The 21,299-nt window shown below is 68.7% G+C and carries 23 protein-coding genes; 12 read left to right on the forward strand and 11 right to left on the reverse strand.

Going from position 1 to position 21,299, the window contains the following annotated elements; translation table 11 throughout:
* Window positions 1-92: 92 nt before the first annotated feature.
* From ITJ43_RS00165 to ITJ43_RS00175, 3 genes are read left to right on the forward strand one after another with little or no spacing between them, the layout of a single operon-like run.
* Window positions 93-1,388 (forward strand): citrate synthase, encoded by a 1,296-nt coding sequence (locus ITJ43_RS00165; RefSeq protein ID WP_194581078.1) that lies wholly within the window; start codon window positions 93-95, stop codon window positions 1,386-1,388.
* A 50-nt stretch (window positions 1,389-1,438) separates the two neighbouring features.
* Complete coding sequence (ddaH, locus tag ITJ43_RS00170) at window positions 1,439-2,200, forward strand: dimethylargininase (protein ID WP_194581079.1); 762 nt, start codon at window positions 1,439-1,441, stop codon at window positions 2,198-2,200.
* Entirely contained in the window at window positions 2,173-3,270 is a 1,098-nt protein-coding gene (locus tag ITJ43_RS00175) for a hypothetical protein (RefSeq protein WP_194581080.1), read from the forward strand. Before ddaH ends, ITJ43_RS00175 begins: the two co-directional genes overlap by 28 nt.
* A 104-nt stretch (window positions 3,271-3,374) precedes the next feature.
* Here the strand turns inward: ITJ43_RS00175 and dapD are convergent, their stop codons facing one another.
* Entirely contained in the window at window positions 3,375-4,328 is a 954-nt protein-coding gene (gene dapD, locus ITJ43_RS00180; RefSeq protein WP_194581081.1) for a 2,3,4,5-tetrahydropyridine-2,6-dicarboxylate N-succinyltransferase, read from the reverse strand.
* 44 nt (window positions 4,329-4,372) lie between these two features.
* Between dapD and dapE the strand changes: the two genes are divergently transcribed.
* The 3 genes from dapE to ITJ43_RS00195 all read left to right on the forward strand — a co-directional run bounded on the left by dapE (window position 4,373) and on the right by ITJ43_RS00195 (window position 6,918).
* Window positions 4,373-5,449 carry a succinyl-diaminopimelate desuccinylase gene (gene dapE / locus ITJ43_RS00185; RefSeq protein WP_194581082.1) on the forward strand — a complete coding sequence of 359 codons (1,077 nt, stop codon included), beginning with the start codon at window positions 4,373-4,375 and terminating at the stop codon, window positions 5,447-5,449.
* Window positions 5,431-6,657 (forward strand): hypothetical protein, encoded by a 1,227-nt coding sequence (locus tag ITJ43_RS00190; protein ID WP_323741074.1) that lies wholly within the window; start codon window positions 5,431-5,433, stop codon window positions 6,655-6,657. Before dapE ends, ITJ43_RS00190 begins: the two co-directional genes overlap by 19 nt.
* Window positions 6,658-6,744: 87 nt before the next feature.
* The gene (locus ITJ43_RS00195) at window positions 6,745-6,918 is read left to right on the forward strand and encodes a DUF3117 domain-containing protein (protein ID WP_082734206.1); all 174 of its coding nucleotides are present in this window, start codon (window positions 6,745-6,747) and stop codon (window positions 6,916-6,918) included.
* Window positions 6,919-7,001: 83 nt separating this feature from the next.
* On the opposite strand, the gene ITJ43_RS00200 is transcribed toward ITJ43_RS00195, so the two are convergent.
* Window positions 7,002-7,643: an O-methyltransferase gene (locus tag ITJ43_RS00200; RefSeq protein ID WP_194581083.1), complete on the reverse strand. Its 642-nt coding sequence runs from the start codon at window positions 7,641-7,643 to the stop codon at window positions 7,002-7,004.
* Between the two features lie 74 nt (window positions 7,644-7,717).
* Here ITJ43_RS00200 and ITJ43_RS00205 point away from each other — a divergent pair, with 74 nt between their 5' ends.
* Window positions 7,718-8,095, forward strand: a complete 378-nt coding sequence (locus tag ITJ43_RS00205; RefSeq protein ID WP_194581084.1) for a Sec-independent protein translocase TatB — start codon at window positions 7,718-7,720, stop codon at window positions 8,093-8,095.
* Window positions 8,096-8,114: 19 nt separating this feature from the next.
* Here ITJ43_RS00205 and ITJ43_RS00210 read toward each other — a convergent pair whose 3' ends face one another.
* From ITJ43_RS00210 to ITJ43_RS00220, 3 genes are read right to left on the reverse strand one after another with little or no spacing between them, the layout of a single operon-like run.
* Window positions 8,115-9,281 carry a P-loop NTPase gene (locus ITJ43_RS00210; protein ID WP_194581085.1) on the reverse strand — a complete coding sequence of 389 codons (1,167 nt, stop codon included), beginning with the start codon at window positions 9,279-9,281 and terminating at the stop codon, window positions 8,115-8,117.
* Window positions 9,281-9,823 carry a DUF1003 domain-containing protein gene (locus ITJ43_RS00215; protein WP_194581086.1) on the reverse strand — a complete coding sequence of 181 codons (543 nt, stop codon included), beginning with the start codon at window positions 9,821-9,823 and terminating at the stop codon, window positions 9,281-9,283. The genes ITJ43_RS00210 and ITJ43_RS00215 overlap by 1 nt, the downstream gene beginning before the upstream one ends.
* On the reverse strand, window positions 9,823-11,112 hold the full coding sequence (locus ITJ43_RS00220; RefSeq protein WP_194581087.1) for a magnesium transporter MgtE N-terminal domain-containing protein: 1,290 nt from the start codon (window positions 11,110-11,112) through the stop codon (window positions 9,823-9,825). The genes ITJ43_RS00215 and ITJ43_RS00220 overlap by 1 nt, the downstream gene beginning before the upstream one ends.
* 87 nt (window positions 11,113-11,199) lie before the next feature.
* Between ITJ43_RS00220 and ITJ43_RS00225 the strand changes: the two genes are divergently transcribed.
* Window positions 11,200-11,892 carry a general stress protein gene (locus ITJ43_RS00225; RefSeq protein WP_228495309.1) on the forward strand — a complete coding sequence of 231 codons (693 nt, stop codon included), beginning with the start codon at window positions 11,200-11,202 and terminating at the stop codon, window positions 11,890-11,892.
* Window positions 11,889-12,584, forward strand: coding sequence for an alpha/beta family hydrolase (locus ITJ43_RS00230; RefSeq protein ID WP_194581088.1), 696 nt, complete (start codon window positions 11,889-11,891; stop codon window positions 12,582-12,584). Before ITJ43_RS00225 ends, ITJ43_RS00230 begins: the two co-directional genes overlap by 4 nt.
* Here the strand turns inward: ITJ43_RS00230 and ITJ43_RS00235 are convergent.
* Both ITJ43_RS00235 and ITJ43_RS00240 read right to left on the reverse strand, forming a co-directional pair.
* Complete coding sequence (locus ITJ43_RS00235) at window positions 12,574-14,004, reverse strand: aminopeptidase P family protein (RefSeq protein WP_194581089.1); 1,431 nt, start codon at window positions 14,002-14,004, stop codon at window positions 12,574-12,576. The genes ITJ43_RS00230 and ITJ43_RS00235 overlap by 11 nt on opposite strands.
* Before the next feature lie 22 nt (window positions 14,005-14,026).
* Window positions 14,027-15,067, reverse strand: coding sequence for an endonuclease/exonuclease/phosphatase family protein (locus tag ITJ43_RS00240; RefSeq protein WP_194581090.1), 1,041 nt, complete (start codon window positions 15,065-15,067; stop codon window positions 14,027-14,029).
* Window positions 15,068-15,144: 77 nt separating this feature from the next.
* Between ITJ43_RS00240 and ITJ43_RS00245 the strand changes: the two genes are divergently transcribed.
* Window positions 15,145-16,026, forward strand: a complete 882-nt coding sequence (locus tag ITJ43_RS00245) for a PHP domain-containing protein (RefSeq protein ID WP_194581091.1) — start codon at window positions 15,145-15,147, stop codon at window positions 16,024-16,026.
* Window positions 16,027-16,043: 17 nt separating this feature from the next.
* Window positions 16,044-16,919: a DUF817 domain-containing protein gene (locus ITJ43_RS00250; protein ID WP_194581092.1), complete on the forward strand. Its 876-nt coding sequence runs from the start codon at window positions 16,044-16,046 to the stop codon at window positions 16,917-16,919.
* Here ITJ43_RS00250 and ITJ43_RS00255 read toward each other — a convergent pair.
* Window positions 16,900-18,213, reverse strand: coding sequence for an HNH endonuclease signature motif containing protein (locus ITJ43_RS00255; RefSeq protein ID WP_228495260.1), 1,314 nt, complete (start codon window positions 18,211-18,213; stop codon window positions 16,900-16,902). The two genes, ITJ43_RS00250 and ITJ43_RS00255, sit on opposite strands and share 20 nt — an antisense overlap.
* 87 nt (window positions 18,214-18,300) lie before the next feature.
* On the reverse strand, window positions 18,301-19,824 hold the full coding sequence (locus tag ITJ43_RS00260; protein ID WP_194581094.1) for a DEAD/DEAH box helicase: 1,524 nt from the start codon (window positions 19,822-19,824) through the stop codon (window positions 18,301-18,303).
* 161 nt (window positions 19,825-19,985) lie between these two features.
* Between ITJ43_RS00260 and ITJ43_RS00265 the strand changes: the two genes are divergently transcribed.
* Window positions 19,986-20,702, forward strand: coding sequence for a ferritin-like fold-containing protein (locus ITJ43_RS00265; RefSeq protein ID WP_194581095.1), 717 nt, complete (start codon window positions 19,986-19,988; stop codon window positions 20,700-20,702).
* A gap of 42 nt (window positions 20,703-20,744) precedes the next feature.
* On the opposite strand, the gene ITJ43_RS00270 is transcribed toward ITJ43_RS00265, so the two are convergent.
* Window positions 20,745-21,035 (reverse strand): hypothetical protein, encoded by a 291-nt coding sequence (locus ITJ43_RS00270; protein WP_194581096.1) that lies wholly within the window; start codon window positions 21,033-21,035, stop codon window positions 20,745-20,747.
* Window positions 21,036-21,052: 17 nt separating this feature from the next.
* Entirely contained in the window at window positions 21,053-21,277 is a 225-nt protein-coding gene (locus ITJ43_RS00275; protein WP_194581097.1) for a DUF3107 domain-containing protein, read from the reverse strand.
* Window positions 21,278-21,299: the final 22 nt, after the last annotated feature.

Consider the following 21,299-nt stretch of genomic DNA (forward strand, 5'->3'; position numbering starts at 1 on the left):
CCTACGGATTCCCGGTTCCTTTGCAGGGGATCGGAGTAGGCCCGCCCGCCCAGTAGGCTGTATGGCATCCCCAACGACCGCAAGGAGGCTTCGTGAGCGACGCGGGAACAACCCAGAAAGCCACGGTCATCGTCGGTGACCGCACCGCAGAACTGCCGATCCTCACCGGCACCGAGGGCGTACCGAGCGTCGACTTCTCGACCTTCACCAAGCAGACCGGTCACACCAGCCTCGACTACGGGTTCGTGAACACGGCGGCGACCAAGTCGGCGATCACCTTCATCGACGGCGACCAGGGCATCCTGCGCTACCGCGGCTATCCGATCGAGCAACTCGCGAAGAACAGCACCTACCTCGAGGTCGCGTGGCTGCTCCTCTACGGAGAGTTGCCGACGGCCGATGAGCTGGCGGGATGGGATGACAAGATCCGTCACCACACGCTGCTGCACGAAGACCTCAAGCGCTTCTTCTCCTCGCTGCCGCACACCGCCCACCCGATGTCGGTGCTGTCCGCGGCGACGGCCGCTCTGTCGACGTACTACGAAGGCCAGACCGAGCCCGACAACCCGGAACACGTCGAGCTCAACACGATCCGTCTGCTGGCCAAGCTTCCGGTCATCGCGGCCTACGCCCACAAGAAGAGCATCGGACAGGCGTTCCTCTACCCCGACAACTCGCTGAGCTTCGTCGACAACTTCCTGAGGCTGAACTTCGGCAACCTCGCCGAGTCGTACGAGGTCAATCCGATCACCTCGCGCGCGCTCGAGCGTCTGCTCATCCTGCACGAAGACCACGAGCAGAACGCGTCGACATCGACCGTCCGCCTGGTCGGTTCGACGGGCGCGAACCAGTTCTCCTCCATCTCCGCCGGTATCAACGCCCTCTACGGGCCCCTGCACGGTGGTGCCAATGAAGCTGTGCTCGACATGCTGGCGCGCATCCAGACCTCGGGGGAGAGTGTGCAGCGCTTCGTCGAGCGGGTGAAGAACAAGGAAGACGGGGTGAAGCTCATGGGCTTCGGACACCGCGTCTACAAGAACTACGATCCGCGAGCGAAGCTGGTCAAGGAATCAGCCGACGAGATCCTCGCCGAGCTGGGAGTCCATGACCCGCTGCTCGATCTCGCCCAGGAGCTGGAGCAGGTCGCCCTCGAAGACGACTACTTCAAGGAGCGTCGCCTCTACCCGAATGTCGACTTCTACACCGGCGTGATCTACAAGGCGATGGGCTTTCCCACGCGCATGTTCACACCGCTGTTCGCGATCGGCCGCCTGCCGGGATGGCTCGCGCACTGGCGCGAGATGCAGTACGACCCGCAGACCAAGATCGGTCGACCGCAACAGCTTTACGTGGGGGCGGGCGAGCGCACCTACCCCGGCCTCGGCTGACGCAGCACGCAGCAGCGAGGCGTCACGCGTCGATCCAGTAGGGTCGAGCCATGTCGCGTCTGCTCGTTCGCCGTCCGTCTCCCCTGCTCGCCGACGGAGAGGTCACCCACATCGGGCGCACGTCCGTCGATGCCGATCTGGCCGTGCGCCAGTGGGAGGCGTACGTCGACGTCTTCCGCTCGCGCGGGTGGGAGATCATCGAGATCGATCCCGCCGACGCGCAGCCCGATGGTGTCTTCGTCGAAGATGCCGTGGTCGTTTTCGGCGATCTGGCCGTCCTGTGCCGCGCGGGCGCGCTGTCGCGCCGGGGTGAAGCGTCGTCGGTGCGGGATGCCGTGGAGAGGACCGGCCTGGAGATCGAGGAGATCGCGGCTCCCGGCACGCTCGACGGCGGTGATGTGCTCAAGGTCGGTTCGACCGTCTACGTCGGGGCATCCTCGCGGACCAACGCCGACGGCATCGCACAGCTGACCGCGATGCTCTCGCCGCGGGGCTGGAACGTGGTCGCCGTGCCCGTCGAGCGAGTGTTGCATCTCAAGAGCGGCGTCACGGCGCTGCCCGACGGCACCGTCGTCGGGTTCGAGCCTCTCGTCGACGACCCGTCTCTCTTCCCGGTCTTCGAGGCGGTGCCCGAGGAACACGGCACGGCGGTGGTCGTCCTCGGCCCGCGGGAGGTCCTCCTGTCATCGGACGCGCCCGAGACTGCTGAACGCTACGTCGAACGCGGGCTGAGCGTCGTCACCACCCCCATCAGCGAGTTCGAGAAGCTCGAAGGCTGCGTCACATGCCTGTCGGTGCGCATCCGGGAGTGAGCCCCGGCGCGCGGCTGCTCGCCGGCCCGCGCGGGCGGCGCCCGTGCCTCGAGCTCGTCGCCGCGGGATCATCGGATGTCCGGGGCATGCTGTTCCACCTCGGATACGCAGCGGACGTGCATGCAGGCGCGACAAGGCTCGTCGCCTTCGTCGGCGAGCGCGTCGACGGCTCCGCCCTCGATGACCAGATGAGCGCAGCGAGCATCGATCGACTGGTGCAGCTGATCGGCGCGACGCGGGTCGCGATCACGCCCGCCGCGATCGAGGAGGCCCTGGTCCTCAGCGTCGGGGCCGCGCGCTACTGGCAGCCTCCCGACGGGTGGGACGTGCTCGCCGCGGATGCGCGGGTCACGGCCGCGCTGACCGCGGTGGCGGACCGGGTGGTCCGCCACCCGGCATCCCGCTGGTGGCGACGCGACATCGCCGACACGCAATGGGCGCTCGCCTTCGACGGCGAGCCCGCGATGTTCGATCCCGCTCCGGATGCCGCGGGGCGCTGGGCGGCCGCGACGCGCGCGGAGGAGGATCGCGCCCGCGAGCGGCGGCTCACCCCGGCGGGGCAGGGATTCAGCGGCCACTGGTGGTCGCACCCCTGGGGTGCGCCGCACACCACCGGCGAGCTTCCGGGCGGGCTCCCCGCGGGGCTGGCGTACGTCGAGGACGCCCTCGGGTGGACGCAGGCCGAGGCGATCCCGGTCGCCGGTACCGGCCGCATCCACGAGGTGCGCACCGCCGCCGACTGGGCGCACCTCTGCCGTCGGTACCCGCTGGAGGTCACCGCGGCGCGTCGCCACGACTGGTTCCGCACGACCGGACGCGACGGGCGGTGGCTGCTGCCGGAGTGGAGTCGCGTCGCACAGGAGTGGGACGGCGTACACCTCACTGGATGGGCCTACCTCACCGCCGCCACGCGCGCCATCGAGGTCGACGACGAGTATGCGAGCCTGATCGGAGGGTGGGGTCCCGACGAGACGTACTGGCTGACGGGGCGCGTGCGCGAGCTCGACGTTCCGCGCGTGCCGTGGCGTGCCAGCGACGGCCCGGCCGTGTCGTCCTGGACCCGCGCCTGAACGGATTCGGATACGGGCGTCGGATGCGGACGGCGCGGGCCGCGGCATCCGATTCTGTTGCGAAAGACCGATTCCGGACGCGGGTCAGCCGGCGGCCATCGGCCTCAGGCGTGCAGTGCCTCGTTCAAGGTCACGCCCACGCCTTCGCGACGGACGGCTTCGACCGCACCGGTGAGCGAGTTCCGGCGGAACAGAAGACTGTTCTGACCCGAGAGCTGCGCGCCCTTGACGATGGGACGCGAGCCGTCGTGCAGCGGGGGCTCGTGGGAGAGGACGATCTTCGTCCCCGCCGTCACGTAGAGACCGGCCTCGACGATGCAGTCGTCACCGAGGGAGATGCCGATGCCGGCGTTGGCGCCGAGGAGCGTACGCGAACCGATCGACACCCGGTGCGACCCGCCCCCGGAGAGGGTGCCCATGATCGACGCACCTCCGCCGATGTCGGAGCCGTCTCCGACCACGACGCCCTGCGAGACCCGGCCTTCGACCATGGACGAACCGAGGGTGCCGGCGTTGAAGTTGACGAAACCCTCGTGCATCACCGTGGTTCCCGGCGACAGGTACGCTCCGAGCCGCACGCGCGAGGCATCCGCGATGCGCACTCCCGGCGGTGTCACGTAGTCGAGCAGACGCGGGAACTTGTCGAGGCTGTGCACCTGGATGCCCTCGCGCTGCAGCAGCGGACGCAGTCGCGCCGCATCGTCGGGGTGCATCGGGCCGGCGGTCGTCCACGCGACGATCGGAAGGTGGGCGAAGATGCCGTCGAGGTTCAGGTCGTTGGGCGCGACGATGCGGTGTGAGAGAGCGTGGAGGCGCAGGTAGGCATCGGGCGTCGAGACGGGCGCGTCATCGAGGTCGATCGACAGGGAGATCAACTCGACCTCCACGGCGCGACGCTCGTCGGATTCGGCGAACTCGCTCCAGGTCATGACCGCTGCCGCGGCATCGCCGTCGGTCGGGATGCCGAGTCTGACTTCGGCGAACCAGGTGTCGAGGATCGTGCCGTCTTCGCTCTTCGTCGCCAGGCCGATGCCCCACACGGTGCGCTGTTCAGTCATGACTCTTAGGCTATCGAAGCGAGGACCCTCGGTAGACTCACCCCATGCCTGAGCTGGATCTGTCCGCCTCGTCCGTCGATCTCACTCGGGTGATCTGCGACATCCCCAGCGTCTCCGGCGACGAGAAGACCCTCGCCGACGCGATCTTCGCGGCCATATCGCCGCTGCCGCACCTCGACGTGTACCGCGACGGGGATACGATCGTGGCCCGCACGCAGCGGGAGCGATCGCAGCGCGTCGCGATCGCCGGGCACCTCGACACGGTGCCGATCAACGCGAACCTGCCCACACGTGACATCGAGGTCGACGGCGCCCCCTACCTGTGGGGTCGCGGAACCGTGGACATGAAGGCCGGCACCGCCGTGCAGCTGAAGCTGGCGGCAGAGCTGACCGATCCCCGTGTCGACATCACGTGGCTCTGGTACGACAACGAGGAGGTGGATTCCGAACGCAACGGGTTGACGCGCCTCGCGCGCACCCGCCCGGATCTCTTTGCGGCGGACTTCGCGATCTTGGGGGAGCCGTCCAATGGACAGGTCGAAGGCGGCTGCAATGGCACGATGCGCGCCGTCGTGCGGACCCACGGTGTTCGCGCGCACGCGGCGCGGGCCTGGATGGGCGAGAACGCCATCCATCGCGCGGCCCCTGTCCTGGCGCGCCTCGCGGAGTATCGCCCGCGCGAGATCGCGGTCGATGGGCTCGTGTACCGCGAAGGACTCAATGCTGTGCGCATCTCGGGGGGAGTCGCCGGCAACGTGATTCCGGACCTGTGCGAGGTGGAGGTGAACTTCCGCTTCGCTCCGAGCCGCAGCATCGCCGATGCCGAGGCGCACATGCGCCGGGTCTTCGAGGGGTTCGAGGTCGACATCGTCGACGCGGCCGCCGGCGCCCGGCCGGGGCTGGACGCCCCGATCGCCCGGGAGTTCCTCGCCGCCGTCGGAGCCGAGGCGCGGCCGAAGTACGGCTGGACAGACGTCGCTCGCTTCGCGGCGCTCGGCGTTCCGGCCGTGAACTACGGACCGGGTGACCCCCTGCTCGCGCACCACGACGAAGAACGCGTGTCCTACGCCCAGATCGAAGACGTCGAGCGGAGCCTTCGCGCGTGGTTGAGCATTCCCTGACGACTCCTGTTCCCGTGCGCGACCGGATCGTCCAGTGGCGGCCTGCGCTCGTCGTCGCCGCCATCTACGTTGCGGCGCGCCTCGTGACGACCGTGTTCTTCCTGATCGCTGCGGAGCTGTCCGGGCCAACGTCACGATTCGGTGCCGACGCCACGATCGGTACGCTCTCGATGGGGTGGGACGCCCAGTGGTACTGGGTCGTCGGGACGGCCGGGTATCCCGATCACCTGCCCCTCGACACCAGCGGGCACGTGACGCAGAACGCGTGGGCGTTCATGCCTCTCTACCCGGCCGTCTCGCGGGCGCTGTCGGCGGTCTTCGGCGGCAACTACCCGCTCGCCGCCGTCGTGCTCGCGATCGTGGCCGGCTACCTCGGCTGCCTCGTGCTCTTCCATCTCCTACGCGAGCGGATTGATGTCGGATCGGCATTCTGGGCCGTCGCTCTGTTCGCCGCTTGCCCACTCGCCGCGCTCTTCCAGATGGGGTATGCCGAGTCGCTGTTCCTGCTGTGGCTGTTCCTGGCGTTGTGGTCCCTGATGAGGCGGCGGTTCGTCTGGCTCTGCGTGCTGATCCCGTTGATGGGCTACACGCGCCCAGGCGTCCTCGCGTTCGCGTTGCTTCTTGCCGGGTATGCGATCGTTCGGTGGTTCCGGCGCCGGAGCGATGCCCTGCCCGCCGTTCAGATCGTCCACATCGTGGCGCTCGGCCTGCTCGCCGCGGCGGTGGGACTGTCATGGCAGTTCATTGCGGGTTTCGTCACCGGCGACCCGAGCGCCTACATGCAGACCGAGCTGTCCTGGCGACGCGGCTGGATCGGCGACGGCGGCTTCGCCCCGTTCGACGGCTTCATCCAGGCCACGGCGCTGTGGTTCCACCTGTGGGGGTTGCCGGAGATTCTCGGGTACGTGGCGCTCGCTGCGGCGGCGATCGGGCTCGCTGCGCCGCTGATGTTCGAGCCGCACGTGCGTCGGGTCGGCATCGAAGTGCGGCTGTGGTCGGCGAGTTACCTGCTCTACCTGCTCCTCGTCTTCTTCCCTCAGTCCAGCATCTTCCGGCTTTTGCTTCCGCTCGCGCCGCTCTACGGAGCCTTGGCATTGCCGCGGCATCCCCTCTGGCGGTGGACTCTGCTGGGGCTCGGCCTGACCGGCCAATGGTGGTGGATCTATCAGATGCTCGCGATCGGCAACACGTACACCCAGATCCCCTGAACCTGAAGCCCCCTGTCCCTGGTTCGGCCAGTGTCTCGGCATACCGATAAACTTGTCAGGGTAGTCCGACGACAAAAGGAGCCCGCAATGGCAGCCATGAAGCCGCGAACCGGTGACGGACCGATGGAGGCCGTGAAGGAGGGGCGCCTCATCATCGTGCGCGTTCCCCTCGAAGGCGGCGGCCGACTCGTCGTCTCTGTCAATGATGAAGAGGCAAAGGAACTGCACGGCGTTCTCGGCGGTGTGGTCGGCGCCGCCTGAGTTCCTCATCTCCACGAAAAGGGTCGGTCTTCGGAGCGACCCTTTTCGTCACCCGTGGGCCCGCTTTGTGAGGGTGGCGGCCGTCAGCGCGCGTCGGAAGCGACGGTGGTGAGCTGCAGCAGTCCCTCGCCGACGATCGACAGCGCGCCGAGGACGGCGGGGGAGGATTGGGTCTCCTGAATGAGCGTGCGGTAGGCGGTGGTCACCGCGTCGCGTCGCACCGGGTCGGCGACCGCACCGCCCGCGAGCACACGCGGTATCAGTACGGTGCCGCCTGCGCGGACGAGTCGAAGTCCGTGTTCGACGTGGTCGATCACGCCGTCGGGGTCGGCATCGACGAGCACGATGTCATAGGACGCCTCGTTCATGCGCGGCAGGACGTCGGCGGCTCGGCCGGCGATGAACCGCGCCCGTGCCGGCGGGATCTTCGCATCAGCGAAGGCGGTGCGCGCGGCAGCGAGGTGTTCGGGCTCCTTGTCGATCGTGGTGAGGGTCGCCCGCGGCGCACCGTGCATCAACCACAGTCCGGAAACCCCTGCTCCCGTGCCGATCTCGACGATGTTGAGCGCTGCCGTGGTGGCGACGATGACGGCGATCTGCGCGCCGACGGCCGGGCTGATCGGGTCGGCGCCCAGTTCGAGTGCGTGCGCACGAGCGCGCTCGATCTGCTCAGGTTCGACAGTCACTTCGTCGACGTACCTGCGGATCGCGTCTTGGTCGGCCATATCGTCTTCCTCCGTCCCCCACAGTACGGTGCGCGCCGCATCGCGGTCGTCAGGCGCACGGGTAACCTGGAGGCATGTTCTTCGGCCTCGACTGGGACAAGCTCGTCCTGATCTTGATCGTGGCCGCCCTGCTGGTCGGACCCGAGCGGCTTCCCACGTACGCGGAAACGCTCGCGCGGCTGACGGTGCGTGCTCGCGAGTGGTTGAGCGGTGCCAAGACGCGGGTGAAGGACGAGCTGGGCGAGGACTTCGACGATGTCGAGTGGCGAAAGCTCGATCCCCGCCAGTACGACCCCCGTCGCATCATCCGCGACGCGCTCCTCGATGACGCCCCGGTGCCGCTGGTGAAGGCCGCTGCCGTGGGTACCGCCGTGGCCGCGACATCGCCCATGACCCTGGTCTCCGCCTTCGACCCCGACCGCGACGTCCCGTACGACGACGAGGCCACCTGAGCCTCGTCGGCCCGGAATCTCAACGCGGTGCGAGCGGCAGCGAGCGTCCCGCGAGTCCGCGCGGGGTACCGGCGATGGCCGCGGCGACCGCAGACAGCGCGCGCGCTGCGGGGTCATCGGGGTCGGATACGACGATCGGTATGCCGGCATCTCCTCCCGCGCGCAGCCCCACGCTGAGGGGCACGGATGCCAACAGGGGCACCTCGGTGCTCTCTGACGAGAGCGCGGCGGCGACCGCGGCCCCGCCTCCAGAGCCGAACAGGTCGAGTGTGCTGCCGTCGGGCAGGGTCATCGCGGCCATGTTCTCCACCACGCCGATCACCCGCTGGCCGGTCTGAGCGGCGACGAGGCCGCTGCGGACAGCGATGTCGGACGCCGCCGACTGAGGTGTCGTCACGACGAGCACATCGGCGTGCGGCAGCAGCTGTCCGACCGAGATCGCCACGTCGCCGGTGCCCGGCGGCATGTCGATGAGAAGCACGTCGAGGTCACCGAAGTACACATCGGTGAGGAACTGCTGGACGGTGCGGTGCAGCATCGGACCGCGCCACGCCACGGCCGCCGACACGGGCTGGTCGCGCGGCAGGAACATGCCGATCGAGATCGCCTTCACCTCGTATGCGACCGGGGGCAGCATCAGATCGTCGATCCGGGTCGGTGCGGGCGGTCTGCCCTCGGCATCCACGAGTCCGAGCAGGGCCGGAATGGAGAAGCCATGGACGTCCGCGTCGATGAGTCCGACCGCGAGGCCGCGTCCGGCCAGCGCGACAGCGAGATTCGCGGTGACGCTGGACTTGCCGACCCCGCCTTTGCCGCTCGTGACAGCGATGACACGGGTGAGCGAATCCGGGCCGAAGGGCATGGTTCGTGCGGCTCGGCCGCCGCGAAGCCGTTCGGTGAGCGCCTGACGCTCGGCCGCTGTCATCACACCGACGATCACATCGACAGCCGAGATTCCGGCGACGCCGGCCGCCGCGGCACGGACGTCCCGTTCGATGCGGTTGGCGGCGGGGCAGCCCACGATCGTCAGCGCGATCTCGACGGCGGCGCGGTCTGCCGTCACTTGTACGTCGCGGATCATGTCGAGCTCGGTGAGGGGGCGCCGCAGCTCCGGGTCGATCACGGCGCCGACGGCGCGTCGAACCGCGTCGCGGCGCGCGTCGGTCGGCCCCTCGGATGCCGCCATCACGAGGGGTCGGCGGGCGCGCGCGTGCCCGACGCCGCGTCACGGGAGTCTTCGAGCGACTCAAGCAACGCCTTCAGCTCCTGTCGCAGAACCTCACGGGTCACCACGTGCTCGGAGACATCGGTCATCGCCATGCGCAGGGCCACGACCTCCCGTGCCAGGTATTCGGTATCGGCGAGGTTGCGCTCGGCGCGCTGGCGGTCCTGTTCGATCTGCACGCGGTCGCGGTCATCCTGTCGGTTCTGCGCGAGCAGGATCAGCGGCGCGGCGTACGAGGCCTGCAGCGAGAGGATGAGCGTCAGCAGTGTGTAGTTGTTCTCGGCGGCGTCGAACTGCATATCGCGGGGCATCGCCGTGTTCCACCACAGCCAGAGAACGACGAACACGGTCATGCCGATAAGAAACCCAGACGTTCCCATCGCCCGGGCGAACGACTCCGAGAAACGCCCGAAGCGGTCCTGCGACGGTTGCGGGGTGCGGTTGAGCATCCCGGCGCGTCCGCGGGGCGCGTCGAGGGAGAATCGGCCGCGATCCTTGGCCATCAGAACCTCCTCCGGACGGGGGCGGCCTGCGGCGTGGTCAGGACGGGCTCATGATCTCCGTCGTGAGAGCGCCAGTCGTCGGGCAGCAGATAGTCGAGCACGTCGTCGACGCTGACCGCGCCGACCAAGCGGCGGGCCTGGTCGACCACAGGCAACGAGACGAGGTTGTAACTGGCCAACAGGCGTGCGACCTCGGCGGCGGACGCCGTCGCCGTCACCGGGTCGAGCGTGTCGTCGATGATCGCGCCGAGTCGCTCGTGCGGGGGATAGCGCAGCATCCGCTGGAAGTGCACGGTGCCGAGCAGCCGGCCGGTGGGTGTCTCGTAGGGGGGCAGAGTCACGAAGACGGCGGCGGCCAGCGCCGGGTGCAGCTCGTGACGGCGAATGAGCGCGAGCGCCTCGGCGACGGTCGCGTCGGCTGAGAGCACGATCGGTTCGCTGGTCATCAGGCCGCCGGCGGTGTCGGGTCCGTACTTCAGAAGGGCGCGGACGTCTTCGGCTTCCTCGGGCTCCATGAGCTCCAGGAGCTCTTCGCGCTGATCTTCGGGCAGCTGCGCGAGCACGTCCGCCGCGTCGTCGGGCTCCATCTGGTCGAGGATGTCCGCCGCGCGCTCATCGCCGAGGGCCTCGAGGATGTGCACCTGATCGTCTTCGGGCATCTCTTCGAGGGCGTCCGCGAGGCGGTCGTCCGAGAGCTCTTCGGCGACTTCGAGCAGGCGCTCGTCCGGGAGGTCGAGGAGGGTGTTGGCGAGGTCGGCGGCTTTCAACTCGGAGAATGTCGCGACGAGCTGTTCCGCGGACTGTGACTCACCGGGCACCGCCTGCTCCCGCACATCGCTCCAGGTGGCGAAGGTCGTCGGACCCTTGGCAAAGGGGGAGGCGCTCGTCTTGGGCTTGCGCAGGAAGAGCTGTCCGATGTCCCACTCGCCGAGGCGATTGCGTTCGATGGCCGCGTCTTCGATGACGGCGTGCCCCGATCCGTCGGTGAAGTAGACCTTGCGACCGAGCAGTTCGCTCATGACGCGCACCTCACCGCCGCGCTGCTGGAAGCGGCGCACGTTGATGAGACCGGTCGTGATGACCTGTCCAGACTGGATCGAGGTCACCCTTCCGATGGAGAGGAACACGTGGCGACGGCCGGGGATCTCGACGACCAGACCGACAACGCGGGGCGGGTCGTCTTTTCGATAGATGACGACGACGTCCCGGACTTTGCCGAGCCGGTCGCCCGCGGGGTCGAAGACGGTGCAGCCCACCAGGCGCGCCACGAAAACCCTCTGCGTACTCACCCGACCAGCGTAGTCCGCAGACATGGATGCTCCGGGCGACGCACAGGCGGATGCACAGGGTCTGCGTGTCAAAATGGATTCGTGAGCATGTTGGGCGGAATTCCCCAGGAACAGGGCGAGAAGATCGCCGACTACGCGACGTATCCGGCGGCACAGAAAGCGGTCTCGCAGCTTGTCGAAGCGGACGTACCGGCTCGCGACATCGCCATCGTCGGCCACGGACTGCGGTCGGTCGAGACCGTCACGGGACGCCTGGGCTACGCCGCCGCGGCGCGCTCGGGCGCGATCAACGGCATCCTGCTGGGACTGCTCTTCTCCGCGATCTTCGTGCTCGGCACGCCGAACGCAGCCATTCAGCTGTTCGTCGGAGTGATGCTGGTCGGCATCGCGCTGGGCATGCTGATGAGCATCATCACGTACTCCATCGTCCGCCGTCGCCGTGACTACACGTCGGTCACTCAGGTGCTCGCCGATCGTTACGAGGTCACCGTTCTTCCGCGCAGCATCCACCGCGCGCGCGAAGTCGTCGGCCGCACGGTCGCGCCGGCGGCGCCCCGCCATGCGACGGTCGAGCACCAGCCGGCTCCGGCATCCGCACCCGTGACCCCACCGCAGTACGGCGAGCGCATCGACGACGTGCCGCCGCGCTACGGCGAGCGCATTCCGGCGGAAGAGCCCGCCACCGAGCCGGGCGCTCCGCAAGAGGCGGCGGGTCGCGATGGCGCCGATTCCGAAGCATCCGCCGAGAATCCCGGTGGAGCCGCTCCCGTCGAGAAATGATCGATGTCGTCCTGCCCGCAGGCACTGTCGCCGTATCGACCGGTCTGTGTGCGGCGGAGGATCCCTGGGCAGGGCTCGCCCTCGCCCATGGCGCGGGAGCGGGGATGGATCATCCGTTCCTCGTCGGGTTCGCCGAGGCCCTGGCTGCCAGAGGAGTCAGCGTGCTGCGCTTCGCATTCCCCTACGCGCAGGCGGGTCGACGGATGCCGGGACCTGCGCCTCATGCCGTGTCGACCTGGCGCGCCGCGCTGGGGGCTCTCGCCGACACCGTTCCGGACGTCCCTCACTTCGCCGCCGGCAAATCGTACGGAGGGCGGATGGCTTCGATGGCAGCTGCGGAGGGGGTCATCTCGCCGCGGGGCCTGATCTATCTGGGGTATCCGCTGCATCCGCCGGGCGCTCCCGAGAAGCTGCGCGCTGCACACCTACCGGCGATCACCGCACCCCAGCTGTTCGTGGAGGGAACGAACGATCCGTTCATTCTCCCGCGTGAACAGTTCGACGAGGTGCTGGCCACATGCCGCGACGCGACCCCCGTCTGGATCGACGGCGCCAGGCACTCGTTCGAGGTGAAGGGACGGCGGCAGCCGCCCGACGAGATCGGAGCCGAGCTCGCGGCATCCGTCCTGCCGTGGCTGCGGAGTCACGTCTCGCGCGACGCGGTCGACCGGAAGGCGTTCGTCAGCTCGTGACGATGCGCCCCGCGACCCACGCCTCGACCTCGTCGGCGGTGCGGGGGATCTCGGCGGAGAGGTTGACGGGGCCGTCGGCGGTCATGAGGATGTCGTCTTCGATCCGGACACCGATCCCGCGGTACTCCTCGGGCACGGTGAGGTCGTCGATCTGGAAGTAGAGGCCCGGCTCGATCGTGAAGACCATGCCCGGCTCGAGGATGCCGTCGTAGTACATCTCGCGGCGCGCCTGAGCACAATCGTGGACATCGAGTCCCAGATGGTGGCTGGTGCCGTGCACCATGTAGCGGCGGTGCTGCCCACCGTTGTCGGCGTCGAGCGCGTCCTCGGCGGTGACAGGCAGCAGTCCCCACTCGGCGACCCGCTCAGCGATGACCCGCATGGCCGCCTCGTGGATGGTGCGGAACTTCACGCCGGGGCGCGCGGCGGCGAATGCGGCGTCGGCCGCTTCGCGCACCGTCTCGTAGATCTTCCGCTGGATGGGGGAGAAGGTGCCGTTGACCGGGATCGTGCGTGTGATGTCGGCGGTGTAGAGGCTGTCGACCTCCACGCCGGCGTCGATCAGGATCAGATCTCCCGGCACGACCGCGCCGTCGTTGCGCGTCCAGTGCAAGTAGCAGGCGTGCGGACCGGAGGCCGCGATCGTGTCGTAGCCTTCGCCGTTGCCTTCTACGCGGGCGCGATGGTGAAAGAGGCCCTCGACGGCCCGCTCCCCGCGGGGAGTCTGAACGATGCGCGGAAGATCGGCGATGATGTCGTCGAAGCCGCGCGCCGTGATCTCGACGGCCAGACGGATCTGCTCGATCTCATAGTCGTCCTTGATCAGTCGCAACTCTGAGACGAAGCGTGTGAGTTCGTCGTCGTCGTCGAGGAGCACGTCGGAGTCACCGGCGACGAAGTGGTCGAGGTGCGCCGTCGCGATGGCCAGGTCGCTCGCCACCCCGGCGAGCGCCGGGCGCGGGCCGATCCAGAACTCACCGATCGTCGCGTCGCCGTAGAACTCGGCGCTCGTGCGATCGGCGCGCTCCCGCAGGTACAGGGTGACGTCGTGCCCGCTGCCGTCTGCGCGGGGGTCGAACACCAGCACAGAATCCGGAACGCTGTCGCTGGCCCACCCGGTGAGATGCGTGAAGGCGGAGTGCGCACGGAACGGGTAGTCCGTGTCATTGGAGCGCTGCTTGTACCCTCCGGCAGGAAGAACCAGCCGACGACCGGGGAACGCTGCCGACACCGCAGCACGGCGGGCAGCCGTGTAGGCGGCCTGGGCTCGTGGATCAGGCGTGAGCTCGGGACGTTCGGCCCAGCCCGACGTGATCGTCTCCAGGAAACCACGCGGGAACGGCTGCTTGCGGTTCGTGTTCTCGACGGGGGTGACGGTGCTGTCGGTCGTGGCGATCGTGTCGCTGTCGCTCGTGCTCATGCGTCCAGTCTCGCACCTCGGCTCAACCGTCGGAGGGCACCCGCTCGTACTGCACGACGAACGGTCGGTGGTCGCTGCCGCTCGCATCCAGTGAGCCGAGCACGGCGGATCCGGTGGGCTTCCAGCGGTCGGTGGCCATGATGTGGTCGATCGGCGTGCCGATGAGAGCTGGCCAACTCGTCGACCAGGTGCCGACGCCGCCCGACCCGGTGCGCGTCGCGGCGTCGCGGCACCGACCGAGATCGCCGCCGTCGACACCCAGGCGCGCCATGTTGTCGACGGTGGCGTTGAAGTCTCCGGCCATGATGACGTCGTCACTCGCGCACTGGTTCGCGATCCACTCGAGGTCACTGCGCCAGTCCGCCATGCGGTCCTGCCGCGGGGCGACGGCGTGCACCGCGACGATCGTCGGGCCGTTGCCGTTGACGGGCATAGCAACGACACTCGGGACAGCGGAGGTATTGGTGGCTCCGTCCGAGGTCGACGCGACGACGGCGTAGTCGCCGAGCTCGGGGGAGATGAGCAGCGTCGTGGAGTTGGCGGCCCAGTCGGGATAGCCGGGTCGGTCGCCGTAGTTCTCGTGGTGCGCCCACATCGGCGAGCCCATGTCGCGCATGGCGACGGCAACCGCCTCACCGGTCTCGATGGTCGTCTCAGGGAGCGCGACGACGTCGGCGCGCATGGCGACCGCGGTCTGGGCGATGACCTGCGGGTCCGTCGCGGTACCGGCCGTGTTCCAGGTCATGACTCGGATGGTCGTCGAGGTGGCCGTCGGCAGCGTACCGGTGCTGATTCCGCGGGAGAGCAGGATGGCGCCGTTCGCGAGTGCGCCGATCAGAGCAATCACCGCGATCGCCCCCGCGAATGCCCGCAGCGGACGCGCGAGGCTGACCAGCAGACCGACGATGAAGACGACCGCGAACACCAGAACGACGACGCCGCGCAGCGACACGATCTGCGCGAGGGGGAAAGTCTGCTCGAGACGGAAGAACTGCGGCCACGTGACGATCGCGGTCGCGATCGCCGCGGTCACCGTCATCAGGATCCCGAACAGGCGCAGCACGTCAGGGACTCTACGGCAGGTCTCCTGGGAGTTCCCGGACCGCGTGGGGCCTCGCGCGGCACCGGTACGCTCATGGCATGGTGGTGTCGGAGGGCGGGCGTCGGATGCCGCGGTTTCGCGGGCCGACGGATCTCCATCTGCACTCGGATCACTCCGACGGCACCGAACCGCCGGCGCGCGTCATGGCCGCAGCCCATGCGGTGGGGCTCGGCACGGTCGCCCTGACCGACCACGACACGACGTCGGGGTGGACCGAGGCGGCGGAGGCCGCCGGTTCGCTCGGGATGACGTTGATACCGGGGATGGAGTTGTCGGCGCGCCACGAATGGCGCAGCATCCACGTTCTGGCCTACCTCTTCGATCCGGAGCACCCGAATCTACGTGCGCTGACCGACCGCATCCGCCGGTCGCGTCTGACGCGCGCGCAGACCATGGCCGAGCGCATCGGGCGTGACTACGACCTGACGTGGGACGACATTCTCGCCCAGACCGCGGTGGGCGCGACGGTCGGGCGGCCGCATCTCGCCGACGCGCTCGTGGCTCGCGGCTACGTGCAGGATCGCGGCGAGGCGTTCGCCGGCATCCTGCATCCCGGAAGCGACTACTACGTCGATCTGTACGCGCCCGACCCGGTGACCGCGGTGGCGGCCGTGGTGGATGCCGGGGGAGTGCCGATCATCGCCCATCCTGCCGGACGCGGCGGGCTGCTGCCCGACGGGCTGATACGGCGGATGCTCTCCGCGGGTCTGGCGGGGTTCGAGCTCGGTCATCGGGAGAACCGTGAGCCGGCGCTGGGCGCGCTGCGCGCGCTGGTCTCCGAGCGCGACCTCATCGTGACCGGGTCGAGCGACTATCACGGACTCGGCAAGCCCAACCAGCCGGGGGAGTTCACGACCGCCGACGCGATGGTCAGCCGCATCATCGAAAGAGCCACGGGCAGCGCGCCCGTCTTCCCCTGACGGGTGCGCCGCGACGTATGCAGCAGCCCACCTCCCTCGAGCGTCGGATCGACGCCGCCGCTCACCGCGTGCTGCGCGGCGCGCCCGAGCGCGGCGTGCGCGCTGCTCTCGTCGAGACGGCGGTGTTTCTCATCAAGCAGGCGTGGGCATGCGTGTTCGGCTTCGCGCTGCTCGCGGTGATCGTCGCCGCACGTCTGTGGTGGCCGGAGGATGCCGCGCTGGCACGCAACGACGCACTCACGATCGCCGCGGTGCTCATCCAGATCGGCTTGCTGATCGGACGGCTGGAGAATGGACGCGAGGTGTGGGTCATCGTGCTCTTCCACATCACGGGCACGGTGATGGAACTCTTCAAGACCGACGTCGGATCGTGGGCCTACGCGGCGGAGGGCGTGCTGCGTATCGGCGGGGTTCCGCTGTTCAGCGGCTTCATGTACGCGGCTGTGGGTTCGTACATGGTGCGCGTGTACCGGCTCTTCGATCTCACGTTCGCCCGTTATCCGCGGCGCTGGCTCACGGCGGTGGTCGCTGCGCTCATCTACGTCAACTTCTTCGCGCATCACTTCGTGTGGGACCTGCGCTGGGTGCTGCTGGTCGCCGTGGTCGCGCTGTGGCTGCCGACGGTGATGCACGCGCGGATCTGGCGACGGACACTGCGCCTGCCGTTGCTCGCCGCCTATGCCGGCGTTGCCGTGTTCATCTACCTCGCGGAGAACATCGGGACATGGGCAGGCGCGTGGCTCTACCCGGATCAGCTCGATGGCTGGCAGCCCGTGTCGATCACGAAGCTGGTGTCATGGTTCCTGTTGATGATCGTGTCGGTCGTCATGGTGACGTGGGTGTACCCGCCGCGGCCTCCGGCGAGCGCCGAACTCAGCCTGCGGCCGTCGTGAAGACCGGGATCGTGCGTTCGGGCGCGACCGTGTAGCGGCGTCCGTAGGGCGAGACCCATTCGAGTGCCCCCGAATGGGCGGGGTCGGTGAGTTGATGCACCCGCCAGCCGCCGTGGTGTTTGACGGTGTGGTGTCCGCGGCAGAGGGGCGCGAGGTTGGTGAGTGCGGTGTGGCCGCCGTGTTCCCAGGCAAGGGTGTGGTCGAGATCGCACCGGTCGGCCGGGGTGCCGCACCCGGGCGCCATGCACCGGGCGGCTCTCCAACGGGCGAGTTTCTGGAGGGCGGGTGGGGGTCGGTAGCGTTCGCGTCCGACGGAGACGACGGCGCCGGTGTCGGGGTGGGTGAGCACCCGCATCCACCCGTCCGCTCCACCGCACAACTCGCGTGCCCGTTCGATCGGGATCGGCCCGACACCGTCGACGACGGCGAACCCGCCGTTCAGAGCGTCGGTGGGGGTATCGAGCAGCGCGAGGGCGGGGACGGTGACGACGACGGTGGCGCGGATACCGCGGGCAGCCTCGGGATGGTCGGTGCAGGTGCCGTCGATCAGCAGGTCGCCGAACACGTCGGCGCGGGCTTGATCCAGGGTGCGCTCATCGCCGTCCGGAGCGGTCACTGTCTTCGCAATCGCGGTGATCCTCCCGTGGATGGCGTGGGCTTCCACCGCGGGCAGATATGCGGTCAGCCACGCCATCCCCTCATCGGCGGGTTCCACGAAAACGCGCCGCTCCCGCAACGCCCATTCGTGACGTTCCGGAAGGGTTTCCACCCGGGTCTGGTCGATCAGTGCGCGCAGTCGTCGACGGAACGTGCCGACCGGCTCCGTCTCCGCGAGCACCATCGCCTGCGCGAACACCGCGTCGCACTCACCAGGGGTGAGCGGGTCGAGCAGCTCGATCAACACCTGCACGTGCCGTTCCGTCACCCGCGCGGAGCCCAGGGCATCCAGGGCGGCGGGGTAGCGGATCTCCAGGGCCTGCGCCTGCGTGATCAGCAGCCCCGCGGCATGCTCCGTGACCCGCAGTGCCGCGGCCAACTCCAGACGGATCGCCCGCTCCACCACGTCGATGAGCCCCCGCCCACGTCCGGCCGCCTCGGCGAGAGCCTCCCGCCGGTAGGCAGCGACCCGGCGGTAGCGTTCCGCGGTGAACACCGCGACCATCGCACCCGCGTCACAGATCAGGTCCAGCGCATCCGGCGGAACCCACCCCGGATCGCACGGAAACACATCATCCTCGACCGCATCCGCGCCACCCGGGATGCCCGGGGAGCCGATGCCATCGATGACCTTCATAACCCCGACGCTACCGACAACCTCCGACATCGAAACCGGTGGTGTGAATGTCCCGGTTCACCCACCGAGCGACGCCGCGGCGCTGAGTCAGGCGCCGGCAGCCGGCGTCTGCGAGGGGGCCCCGCCGCCTGAACCACGACGACGACGGCGGCGACGTGCGGGCGCGGCGTTGCCGTCACGGTGCTCCTTGCCGGCCCCATCATGGGTGCCCGCGCCCTCAGCGTCGCGCGGAGCTTCGCCCGTGCCGGCTGCCGCGCCATCCGCGCTCTGCGGCGCGTCATCGGCGAATGTCGAGCCGACCGACGGTGAGCCGGTGCGACGGCGACGGCGCCGGCGCGTGCCGGCCTCGGTTGAGCCCTCTTCGGCGACCTCTTCCGCACGCGCCGGCGCGGGGCGCTGGGTGCGCACGGCCTCGGTCTTGGGGGCCTTGGTGATGCGGCCCTTCGTCCCCGCAGGGATGTCGAGGTCGGCGAACAAGTGCGGGCTCGACGAGTAGGTCTCGACGGGCTCGGGCTGGCCGAACTCGAGAGCGCGGTTGATCAGTGCCCACTTGTGCAGGTCGTCCCAGTCGACGAACGTGACGGCGATGCCGGTCTTGCCCGCGCGACCGGTGCGTCCGGCGCGGTGCAGGTAGGTCTTCTCGTCGTCGGGGATCGTGTGGTTGATCACGTGCGTGACGTCGTCGACATCGATACCGCGCGCGGCGACATCCGTGGCGATGAGCACGTCGCGCTTACCCGCCTTGAACGCGGCCATCGAGCGCTCGCGCGCCTCCTGGCTCATGTCGCCGTGAACGGCGCCCGCGTTGAAGCCGCGGTCGGTGAGTTCGTCGACGAGCTTCTGGGCAGCGCGCTTCGTGCGCGTGAACACGACCGTCTTCCCGCGGCCCTCGGCCTGCAGGATGCGCGCGATGACCTCGTCCTTGTCGAGCGAGTGCGCGCGGTAGACGAGGTGCTTGATGTTCGCCTGGGTCAGGCCCTCGTCGGGGTCGGTGGCGCGGATGTGGATGGGGTTCGTCATGAAGCGGCGCGCGAGCGCGACGATCGGCCCCGGCATCGTGGCGGAGAAGAGCTGGGTGTGGCGCACCGGAGCGACCTTCTGGAAGATCTTCTCGATGTCGGAGAGGAACCCGAGGTCGAGCATCTTGTCGGCTTCGTCGAGGACGACCTCGACGGCACCGGAGAGGTCGAGCAGCCTCTGGTTGTTGAGGTCGATGAGTCGACCGGGCGTGCCGACGACGATCTGCGCACCCGCCTTCAGCTGGTCGATCTGGCCCTCGTACGCCTTGCCGCCGTAAATGGCGACGACGCTCGTGGACCGGTTCTGCGTCAGCATGTCCATGTCTTCGTAGACCTGGACGGCGAGCTCGCGCGTGGGCACCACGATCAGGGCCTTCACACCCGGAGCCGGGTCGAGCCCCAACCGCTGGACCACCGGGATGCCGAAGCCGAAGGTCTTTCCCGTTCCGGTCTTGGCCTGTCCGATGATGTCCTGCCCGGGAAGACCGAGGGGGATCGTCTGCTCCTGGATGGGGAATGCGTCGACGATTCCCTTCGCGGTGAGTGTCTGGACGATGTCGGGGTCGATTCCGAGCTCAGCAAATGTCGTCACGATCGTGCCTGTCTGGCGGTGAGAAGCCGCCGGTGAGGAGGTCCACGCCTTCTACTCATCCGCAGGCGCGGGGGCCCCGATCCGTCGCCGGGACCGTCCCAGCCTACCGGAGCAGGGATGGACCTCCTCGGAACCGGCACGCCGCCCTCTAGGCTGAGCAGGTGGTGACCTGGCCCTGGCAGCGCGATCGCACGGTCGCGCGGACGTTGCGCGTTCGTTCGCGCGGCGACTTCGGTGACGTGCGAAGGGTGGACTTCGAAGAACTCGCCCCCGACATCGATACCTTCCTCGGACAGGCGGCGTACCTGCAGTTGGGCTACTTCGAAACGCTGAGCGAGTTGATCGCGCCGACGCCCGAGCTCACGCAGAAGGAGTCGATTTCGGTCGCCGCCGGCGCGGCACTGCAGAAGCACCGTGAGATCCTCGCCGTGATCCGTGGGCGCGGAGATGACGCGCTCGGGCTCATGCTGCCGTTCCGTGAGCCGCTCGACGCCTTCCGCCGTGCCACGCACGGCGCGCGTCACCTGGAGACGATGCTCTCGGTGCACATCACCGCGGGCATGCTCGACGACTTCTACCTCGCTCTGTCGAACAGTTACGGCGCGACCGGTCGTCGCGTCGCCGACATCCTGGACGCCGACAACGATCGGCGGGCCCTCGCCGATATCGTCGCCGAGGCGATCGCCGCCGACGAGCAGTGGAAGTCGCTGCTCGCGCTGTGGGGACGCCGACTGGTGGGCGACACGCTGCTGATCGCGCGCGGCGCGCTGCGACCTCAGACTCTGGATGCCGCGGAAGAACGCAAAGTCGAGCCGGTGTTCACCGACCTGCTTGGCGCGCACTCGCGGCGGATGGCTGCGATTGGCCTCGACGCCTGACGGCGGTGCGCCCTCAGCGCAGCGACCGTTCGAGATATCAGTTCAGGAGATCTTCAGCCGGAGGCGCTCACGGGCGTCATGGGTCGCACGTGTTCGGGTCAGCACCGCCAACACGGACGGCACGACGACGACCGGGACGGCGAGCGAAATGATCCAGAGCCACGGTGTGAGAGTGGTCATCCCGAGCCAGGTGAGCACCATCCACGTGAAGCCGCCCAGGAGGGCGCCGAGCACCGGCGCGAGGGCGGTGCCGCGCGACGAGCGACCGGGCATGAGGTAGTGCAGGACGCCGCCGAATGCACCGCCGAAGATGAAGGCGAGGAGGATGTCCACGTCGAGCGCCCGTCGTGTCAGGCGACGAAGCCGACGCGGCGCGACTCTTCGGTGCCCACCTCGATGAAGGTGATGCCCGCGGTCGGCACGATGTAGGTGTTGCCCTTCACATCGGTGAAGGTGACGAAGGGCTCGTCGGACTCGAGGGCGCGCTGGATCGTCGTGGTCACGGCATCCGCGGACTGCGCCGACTCGAAGCTGAGCTCTCGGGGGGTGTTCGCGATGCCGATGCGGATCTCCACGGTGACTGCCTCACTTCTTTTC

This window comes from Microbacterium sp. VKM Ac-2870, from assembly GCF_015350795.1.
In the GTDB taxonomy this organism is placed as follows: Bacteria; Actinomycetota; Actinomycetes; order Actinomycetales; family Microbacteriaceae; genus Microbacterium.